Origin of the sequence: Methanotorris formicicus Mc-S-70, from assembly GCF_000243455.1 — an archaeon.
GTDB lineage: Archaea > AGJL01 > Methanococci > Methanococcales > Methanococcaceae > Methanotorris > Methanotorris formicicus.
Map to the genome: position 1 here is coordinate 20,926 of NZ_AGJL01000021.1, position 8,422 is coordinate 29,347.

Here is an 8,422-nt window from a genome sequence, read left to right on the forward strand (position 1 = left end):
AGCAGAACCTATTAATCATTAATATATATTATCCCATTAAACTTTTTTGGTGATGTTATGGAGTTAAATGAAAAAAATGTTCTTGATTTATCATCATTTAGGATGATTACTGATGTGAATAGTAAAGGTAACAAATTAATCTTAGAAATAAACAAAAATTATGAATGTGAGGTAGAGATTCCATATAATGTAGATATAGAGGATGAAATGATTATAATAAACGAACATCCTCTCAAAGTAGAAAATATAAAGAGAGGAATATTGAACCTGATATCACTTAGTATTTCTCAAAACTTAGTAAATAAGGTAACTAATAGAAGAACATACTACATAGTCCCTCCAATACCATTAATAGGGCACACTGCATTTGGTTTAATCGACAGGGGAACAAACATCATACAAGTTAGAGGTTTAAGTGGATGTAACATAAACTGTCCGTTCTGTTCTGTCGATGAAGGAAAGTATTCCAAAACAAGAAAAAATGATTACTATGTTGATGTTGATTATTTGGTTGAAGAGTATAAAAAGATTGCTGAGTTTAAGGGAAACAAATTCATTGAGGCACACTTAGATGGACAGGGAGAACCTACTCTATATTACCCTTTGGCAGATTTGGTTCAAAATCTAAGTGAGATAAATAAGGATGGAAGAGGAATAGTATCAATACAGAGTAATGGAGTAGGTTTAACATATAAGATGATTGATGAGTTGGAAGAGGCAGGTCTGCATAGGATTAATTTGTCAATTAATGCACTGGATGAAAAGATGGCAAAAATCTTGGCTGGAAGGAAAGATTACAACATTGAGAAGATTTTAGATATTGCTGAGTATATAAAGAATTCAAAGATACACCTACTCATTGCCCCTATTCTGTTGCCAAATGTGAATGATGAGGAGTTTAAGAAGGTTATAGATTATGCAATTCAATTAGACCAAAGAATTCCCCAAAATGTTCTAAACCCAATAACAAACAAAAAAGATCCAATATTGGGGGTTCAGTTGTGTCTGATTTATCAGTTTGGTAGAAGGGTAAAGAAGATGAAAATTTGGGAATTTAAGAAGTTTTATAAATTGTTGAAGGATTACGAAGCCCAATATAAAGCAAAGGGTATTGATGTTAAATTAAAACTCCACCCGAGTGATTTTGGAACTCATAGGAGAAAGAAACTCCCATGTCCTTTTAAGGTTGGGGAATCTATTAATGTAGATGTTATTATGGATGGAAGGATTAGGGGAGAAGTCATTGGCGTTTCTCAAAACCGAATAGTTCAAATAATAAATTGCAAAAATGAAGATAGGTTAATTGGAAACAATATAAGGGTTAGAATTTTAAGGACAAAGGACAACATAATAGTTTCAACACCAACTCAATAACAACATTTAAATATATGAACCTTATATTATATCATTGTTCAATTTAAGATGTGATAGCATGAGAGTTATTGGAGTTATAGGTCCAAAAAATTCTGGAAAAACGACTCTTATATGCGAACTTTTAAAAAAACTCCCATTTAAAACAGCAGTTATAAAACACACATACAAAGATGTCGATGTTGAAAAAACTGATTCTTATAAATTAAAGCAGTTTTCAAATACTGTGGTTTTTTCCACGAACAAAGGAACTGCATTTTATAATGATAGACTGTCTCTTGAAGAAATTTTATCAAAAATACATGAAGATTTTGTTATCATTGAAGGGTTCAAAGATGAAGTTTCAAAATTAAATATTCCAAAAATCGTTATGGTTAAAGGTGATGAGGGTTTAGAACTTGTTGATGAACACACCATAATGGTTATAAAGGATTATGCCTATGATGTTGAAGATGTATTAAAACTCGTTTTGGAAAAGGCAACTGTGCCATCATTCAACTTGAATTGTGGACATTGCGGTTATAACTGCAAATCTTTTGTAAATGCTGTTGTTAAAGGAGAGGCAAAATGGAATGACTGTGTTTTGTCAAATGGCATAAAAATTGTTGCAGATGGGAAGATTATCCCCGCAAATCCATTTGTTTCAAAAATAATAAAAAACACTGTAAAAGCAATGATCGAAACCTTAAAAGGTGTTGACAACCCAAAAAACATTGAAATTAAAATTGATTGATTGTTTTTAAAATAAAAAGGAGGGTAAAACATGGATAATGGAAAATATGAAGCTATGGCTGAGGTGTTCAAAGCGTTTGCAGACCCAACAAGATTGATGATTTTGAAGTTATTGACCAAAAATGAAAGTATGTGTGTATGTAAGATAATTGATGAATTAAAAAAACCACAACCAACAATATCCCATCATTTAAACATCTTAAAAAAGGCAGGTATTATAAAGGCAAAGAAGGAAGGTACTTGGAACTACTACTACATTGTAAACCCAAAGGTTAAGGAATTAATTCAAATGATGGATGAAATTATCTAAGTTAAGAAAAAGTGATTTCTTTGTAAGCGATTTTAAGATAATTTAAGGGGCTTTTGGATGTACCTATATATATCTTTTTTTTATTATAGATTTATCTAAAATTTAATAAAAATTAAAACTTTACGATTTTTTATTTTATGTAGTTTTATTTGAAGTTATAATACAATTGGTGAGAACATGGGTATTGAGGAGGAAATTAGGAGGATTGAGGAAGAATTAAAAAACACCCCATACAACAAAGCCACCCAGAAACACATTGGAAGATTGAAGGCAAAACTTGCAAAATTGAGGGAAGAGCAACATAGACAAAGAGGCGGAGGTGGTGGAGGAGGTTATGCTGTAAAGAAGTCGGGAGATGCAACAGTGGCGTTTGTTGGATTTCCGTCAGTTGGAAAATCAACACTATTGAATAAATTAACAAACGCTTATTCAGAAGTTGGTGCTTATGCATTCACTACATTAAAAATAGTCCCAGGTATTATGGAGTATAAGGGGGCGAAAATTCAAGTTTTGGATGCCCCGGGGATCATTACAGGGGCATCTTCTGGTAAAGGTAGGGGAAGTGAGGTTTTAGCAGCAGTTAGAAGTGCAGATTTGATATTACTTGCAGTTGATGTCTTCTCATTAGAGCATTTGCCAGTTATTGAAAAGGAGTTATTTAATGTGGGTATTAGATTGGATCAGCAACCACCAGATGTAAAAATTGTTAGAAAGGAAAGGGGAGGAATAACTGTAAATACAACAGTTCCATTAACCCATTTAGATGAAGAGACCATAGTGGCAATTTTGAATGAATATAAGATACACAATGCAGATATTGTGATTAGGGAAGATATAACCGCAGACCAACTTATCGATGTTATTATGGAAAATAGGGTTTATATTCCATCCTTGGTTGTTGTAAACAAGATTGATTTAGCAACTGAGGAGCAATTAAAGGAGATTGAGGAGAAATTAAAGGATAGGCCCCACGTTCTTGTATCGGGGCATAGAGAGATTAACCTTGATAAATTAAAAGAGGCAATATATAACACACTTGGATTTATAAAGATATATTTAAAACCCCAAGGAAAGAAACCTGATTTTGATGAACCTCTCATCATGTTAAGAGGTTCAATTGTTAGAGATGTATGTAATAAATTGCACAGGGATTTCGTTGAGAACTTTAGATATGCCCAAGTTTGGGGTAAATCAGCAAAACACCCTGGGCAAAGGGTTGGATTAGACCATGTTTTGGAGGATGAAGATATCTTAACAATTGTTATAAAGAGAAGTAAGTAAAGTGGTTGTAATGAATGAGGAAACATATAAGAAAATAATAGAAGCAGGTAAAATTGCATCTAAGGTAAGAGGAGAAGCAGTAAAGATGATAAAGCCAGGAGTTAAGTTGTATGATGTGGCAGAGTTTGTTGAGAATAGGATTAAGGAATTAGGTGGAGAACCAGCATTCCCATGCAATATTTCAATAAACCATATTGCTGCCCACTACTCCCCATGTTATAATGATGATAAGATTTTTGGGGATAATGATATTGTAAAATTGGATTTAGGGGCTCATGTTGATGGGTATATTGCAGATACAGCAGTTACTGTTGATTTATCAAATTCCTACAATGATTTAAAAAAAGCGAGTGAGGATGCACTAAAAACTGTTATCAAAGAAATAAACCCTCCAATGAATGTTGGTGAAATGGGGAAGATTATTGAAGAGGTTATTAATAGTTATGGATATAAACCAATATCAAACCTCTCTGGGCACGTAATGTATAGGTATGTCTTGCATTCAGGAATAAGTGTTCCAAATGTTAAAGAGAGAACGAATGATGTCGTTGATGTTGGAGATTTGGTTGCAATTGAGCCATTTGCTACTGATGGATTTGGAATGGTTAAGGATGGAAATCTTGGAAATATATATAAATTTATAACCTCAAAGCCGATGAGACTACCCAATGCAAAAACATTATTAAAGAAGATAGAGAAAGAGTATCCTTACCTACCTTTTGCTGAAAGATGGATTGTTAGGGAGAACCCAAAATCTAAAACTGCACTGAGGAGTTTGATTATAGCAGGATGTATTTATGCATATCCAACATTAGTTGAGAGAAACAATGGAATGGTTACGCAAGCAGAGCATACGGTATTGATTACCGAAAATGGAGTAGAAGTCATAACCAAATAATAAAAATAATTGGAATTTGGGTGATGTGTTGAGGGGTTATTTATTGGTATTTTTGGCTGCGAGTATGTGGGGAAGTTTGGGGATTTTTGCCCAAGTTTTTATATCAATTTGAACCGTAATTCCCATCACAAATTTAAATATTTATTTAATTGAATTAACTTCATCTAACACTTTAAGATTATAAGCGATTGTGAAGAGTAAGAGCTTAACACTCAGCCCTTTCTTGCTTACAGCGTGAATATGCTTAGAAAACATCGCAACTAACTTTGAGAAGTTGGTCTCAATGCTTTTTCTCAACTTATTCAATATTTTATACTTTGTTCTCTCTATAAACGATTTAATCATGTTTTCGCTTGCGGTAGCAAGCGAGTAGCAAACTCGAAGAGTTTGCCTAATTTCTTTTTATCGCTTCGAAATAAACTTTCCCCTGCCTTAATAAGTTTTCGAAGCCCTTATCTATATATCCTTTGTCTCCGATTATACTGCAGTTCATAAATTCCCGAACAAACCCTCTAAAATTTTCTTTTAGAATGTCCAAATCATGCTGATTTGCAGGATTTATGGATATCAACATTAGATACAACCCATCGGTAATATAAGTTGCTTTGTATCCATAATACCACAGTCTTTTCGATGGGTTATATCCAACACTGCCGTTTTTTTAATAAGTTCCGAGTATCCAATTTTTTCATGTCTTCCCTTTCTTACGGATTTTTTCGTTTCAATTGGGATTGTATCTATGAATAATAAACAATTTTTGTTTAGGAAAGTCTTTTGAATCTCGAATAAAAGTTGTTCATATCTATTTATTCGTTCAACAATCTTGTTATATCTAATTTTTGTAAATAGTCCTAAATATTCGATTAGTATTTCATAATCCCTCTTATAAACTCCCGAAAAGTATATCATACAAAGAACCGAAAAGATTATTAAGTCTAAGAGAGATATTTTCTCTCTGCGTGTGTATGGCGATTTGTATTTGACGACTATTAGGTAAAACTTAGCTCGCATAAGATTTATTAAACGCTTAATTCTCGGAATTTTAGATTTATCTACGATGTTATTACCTCCAACTATTTTTTTGTAGTAATCTATAATCATATAGTTATATATTTATCTATTTGATGGGAACTACCGTATATTGTATTTAGCATATTTTGATGAAGATGCTTTAAAATATGAACTACTTATGGCATCATTGAGATGTTCAATCGCATATAATAAGTTAGAAAATTATTTATTAGCCGGTAAGTATCCAATAGATGAAATCAAAAAAGCAAAAGAAGAATTAGAAAAAGAATTACATAAATATGTAAAAGAAGAAGATATAAAAATAGTTAAAGAAAATCTAAATGAAATCATTAAATTATTATTCAGAAAGTAAATCATCCCAATAATCCCTATTCACCATAAAACTATCTCTTCCTTATCTATTCTATCTAATATAAATATCATTAAACTTGATGCTATTAAATCAGCAGTGGTTCCAGGATTTAGTTTGTTTCCTTCCTTTGATAAATATCTATCAAACTCTTTAACTTTCTCTTCAGTGAAGTTATTTAATACATCTTCAGCCATTTTAGAGACATTTAAGGCAGTTTCAAAACCTTTTTTTCTTGCAATTAATGTATCAGGATATTTAGCCAATAGGTTTAAAAATGTTTTTGTTATAGCCAAGTTTATGTTGTTGAGCTCTTTATAAAACTTTTTTAATAAATTATAGCCTTCAAATGATATTTTAAAGCTATCAACCCATTCTTTACTTATATTGTCCCACTCTGCAGATATTTTATAAACATCTAAGAGTGTTAAGCCCTTTTCAATAAGCTCTTTTTTTGCATCTTCTGAAGTAACATCAGGACCTTTCTTTGGTTTATTGACATAAGCCATTGCTATATTTATTGCATCATAGACATTTATAGCATCTTCAACGGTTGTATTTTCAGTTATTCTCTTTAAATTATCTCTCAACTTATTTTCATCAAAACTCTCTAATTTTCCAGCCGCCATTGCTATGGGGATGTGTAACATTATAATTCCTAAGTTGGCATTTGTAGGGCTCCATTTTTTGCTCTCAATAACTGCTTTTTTTATGTATAAACCAACATCCCTATCTTTTTGTGATGCCTCATAAACCACATTTCCAAAGGCAATTCCAGCATTAATAAAGTGATGATATTTGATATCTCTATAATCTCTATTTCTATGAACATTTCCCGGTTTGAAAGAGCTAACCTCTAAACAGCATGCAATTTGAGATGCCTTCATTATATCAAAAGGATTCATGTTTTCACCAAATTTTTATATATTTGTAAATCTGATAATATTTATTTTGTGAGAGCATGAATGGAATTGAACTAATGCTTTATATCTACTTTAGATTTTTAGCTTTTATTTTTGTGATTATTCCACTTTATATGATTATGAAATATTCAAAATTGGAGAAGGAGAGAATAAAAAATAAAGCAATAGTTCAATATAAAGATAACTTAAAAAATATTATGCCTTCTGTATTTAGACAACTTTTTATAACGTTTTTATTAGTTTTTATAGGATTTGGTGTTTTTTTATATATCGTTACAAAATCTCTTGTATTTTCCATTACAGTAACAACAGTTATGGTTCTTATGATTTGTTTTATAGGATTTTATAAATTTCCCGCCTATATATGTGAAGATGGCCTATATTTCAATCAATATTATACATGGAAAGGATTTAACGGATATGAAAGAATTGGAGATACCATAAAGTTAATTGGTAAAAAGTATATAACTCCTGATATTTATTTAAAAGATAAAAATGGGGAGATTGAAGAGATTCTTAAAAAATACTTTAAATATTAAAAACATTAACTACCAGATTTTTCCAAAAATTTGAGAAATATTTTAATTCCAAATAATATTGAACTAAAAGATTTAGGGGGATAATTTTGCAAAGATTATTGAAAATGTTAGTATCTTCTAAAAAAAGATACAAAATAATTTTGAATCTATCCGATGTTCCCAAACCACTTACAAAGTTGTCAAAAGCCCTTGGTATAAAACCTTCAAATCTTTTGCCTCATCTAAGAGCTCTTGAATTTGAAGGATTGGTTAAATCTGAAAATGGAAAATATAAACTAACAGAATCTGGTAGTTAGTTAGAGAATTATTTTCTGGATTTGTTTCTGGAATTAGGATTATTGAAAAGTATGAAGATTTTTGGAATAATCATGATATTTCCTCAATTCCTAGCAACTTATTAAAAAGAATTTATGAATTGGAAAATTGTGAAATTGTAAAAAATTCATCTGAATGTATTTATGAACTTCATGAAGAATTTATAAAGAATATTAAGTTATCAAACGCCATATATGGGATTTCGTCTATTTATCATCCGGATTATCCTTTGATGTTTTTAAAACTTGCAAAAAGTGGTAAAAATATTCGTTTAATTTTAACTGAAAGAGTATTTAACAAGGTGAAAGAGAAAAACCCAAAAGAACTTAGCGAATATTTAGAATTAGATAATGCAAAAATGTATGTTGTTAAAGATACAAAATTGGCTATGGTTATTTCCGATAGGTTTTTATATCTCTCGTTGTATTTTAAAAATGGAGTTTATGATGTAGGTGAATTTTTAATATCTTATGATAAAAGTGCTTTAATGTGGGGAGAAGAGTTATTTGATTACTATTTAAAAAAATCTAAGGAAATTGATAAAATTTAGATTTTTTATTTTTTAATATTTTATATCTATATCTTTAATTCTTTCAATTTATAAAGTATCATAATAATTATAAAAAAATATAATGATTATGATAACCGTAGTTCCCATCAAAACATTAAATA

13 protein-coding genes are annotated in these 8,422 nt (G+C 30.7%); 9 read left to right on the plus strand and 4 right to left on the minus strand.

The annotated features are described in order from the left end of the window. The first annotated feature begins 57 nt into the window (after nt 1-57). The 5 genes from METFODRAFT_RS04805 (at nt 58) to map (ending at nt 4,592) form a co-directional block, all read left to right on the plus strand. The gene (locus METFODRAFT_RS04805) at nt 58-1,374 is read left to right on the plus strand and encodes a radical SAM protein (protein WP_007044425.1); all 1,317 of its coding nucleotides are present in this window, start codon (nt 58-60) and stop codon (nt 1,372-1,374) included. Nucleotides 1,375-1,432: 58 nt separating this feature from the next. Further along, nucleotides 1,433-2,104 (plus strand): molybdopterin-guanine dinucleotide biosynthesis protein MobB, encoded by a 672-nt coding sequence (locus METFODRAFT_RS04810; protein WP_007044426.1) that lies wholly within the window; start codon nt 1,433-1,435, stop codon nt 2,102-2,104. A gap of 30 nt (nt 2,105-2,134) precedes the next feature. Further along, nucleotides 2,135-2,413 carry an ArsR/SmtB family transcription factor gene (locus METFODRAFT_RS04815; RefSeq protein WP_007044427.1) on the plus strand — a complete coding sequence of 93 codons (279 nt, stop codon included), beginning with the start codon at nt 2,135-2,137 and terminating at the stop codon, nt 2,411-2,413. 177 nt (nt 2,414-2,590) lie between these two features. Next, nucleotides 2,591-3,694 carry an OBG GTPase family GTP-binding protein gene (locus METFODRAFT_RS04820; protein WP_007044428.1) on the plus strand — a complete coding sequence of 368 codons (1,104 nt, stop codon included), beginning with the start codon at nt 2,591-2,593 and terminating at the stop codon, nt 3,692-3,694. A 10-nt stretch (nt 3,695-3,704) separates the two neighbouring features. Beyond that, complete coding sequence (gene map, locus METFODRAFT_RS04825) at nt 3,705-4,592, plus strand: type II methionyl aminopeptidase (RefSeq protein ID WP_007044429.1); 888 nt, start codon at nt 3,705-3,707, stop codon at nt 4,590-4,592. 141 nt (nt 4,593-4,733) lie between these two features. Here the strand turns inward: map and METFODRAFT_RS10090 are convergent, their stop codons facing one another. Genes METFODRAFT_RS10090 through METFODRAFT_RS11490 form a run of 3 tightly spaced genes read right to left on the minus strand, consistent with a single transcriptional unit; the run spans nt 4,734 to nt 5,501 of the window. Further along, complete coding sequence (locus METFODRAFT_RS10090; protein WP_007043585.1) at nt 4,734-4,937, minus strand: hypothetical protein; 204 nt, start codon at nt 4,935-4,937, stop codon at nt 4,734-4,736. Between the two features lie 46 nt (nt 4,938-4,983). After that, entirely contained in the window at nt 4,984-5,217 is a 234-nt protein-coding gene (locus METFODRAFT_RS04830) for a transposase (RefSeq protein ID WP_083820820.1), read from the minus strand. Next, the gene (locus tag METFODRAFT_RS11490) at nt 5,166-5,501 is read right to left on the minus strand and encodes a hypothetical protein (protein ID WP_245528854.1); all 336 of its coding nucleotides are present in this window, start codon (nt 5,499-5,501) and stop codon (nt 5,166-5,168) included. Before METFODRAFT_RS11490 ends, METFODRAFT_RS04830 begins: the two co-directional genes overlap by 52 nt. A gap of 232 nt (nt 5,502-5,733) precedes the next feature. Here METFODRAFT_RS11490 and METFODRAFT_RS04840 point away from each other — a divergent pair, with 232 nt between their 5' ends. After that, nucleotides 5,734-5,976 carry a hypothetical protein gene (locus METFODRAFT_RS04840; RefSeq protein WP_007044430.1) on the plus strand — a complete coding sequence of 81 codons (243 nt, stop codon included), beginning with the start codon at nt 5,734-5,736 and terminating at the stop codon, nt 5,974-5,976. A 20-nt stretch (nt 5,977-5,996) separates the two neighbouring features. Here METFODRAFT_RS04840 and METFODRAFT_RS04845 read toward each other — a convergent pair whose 3' ends face one another. Further along, nucleotides 5,997-6,878: a triphosphoribosyl-dephospho-CoA synthase gene (locus METFODRAFT_RS04845; RefSeq protein ID WP_007044431.1), complete on the minus strand. Its 882-nt coding sequence runs from the start codon at nt 6,876-6,878 to the stop codon at nt 5,997-5,999. Between the two features lie 56 nt (nt 6,879-6,934). On the opposite strand from METFODRAFT_RS04845, the gene METFODRAFT_RS04850 reads away from it, so the two are divergent. The 3 genes from METFODRAFT_RS04850 to METFODRAFT_RS09715 all read left to right on the plus strand — a co-directional run bounded on the left by METFODRAFT_RS04850 (nt 6,935) and on the right by METFODRAFT_RS09715 (nt 8,300). Next, nucleotides 6,935-7,435: a hypothetical protein gene (locus METFODRAFT_RS04850; protein WP_007044432.1), complete on the plus strand. Its 501-nt coding sequence runs from the start codon at nt 6,935-6,937 to the stop codon at nt 7,433-7,435. 86 nt (nt 7,436-7,521) lie between these two features. Further along, nucleotides 7,522-7,731 (plus strand): ArsR family transcriptional regulator, encoded by a 210-nt coding sequence (locus METFODRAFT_RS09710; RefSeq protein WP_007044433.1) that lies wholly within the window; start codon nt 7,522-7,524, stop codon nt 7,729-7,731. Nucleotides 7,732-7,850: 119 nt separating this feature from the next. Beyond that, complete coding sequence (locus METFODRAFT_RS09715; protein ID WP_007044434.1) at nt 7,851-8,300, plus strand: helix-turn-helix transcriptional regulator; 450 nt, start codon at nt 7,851-7,853, stop codon at nt 8,298-8,300. Nucleotides 8,301-8,422 lie beyond the last annotated feature (122 nt).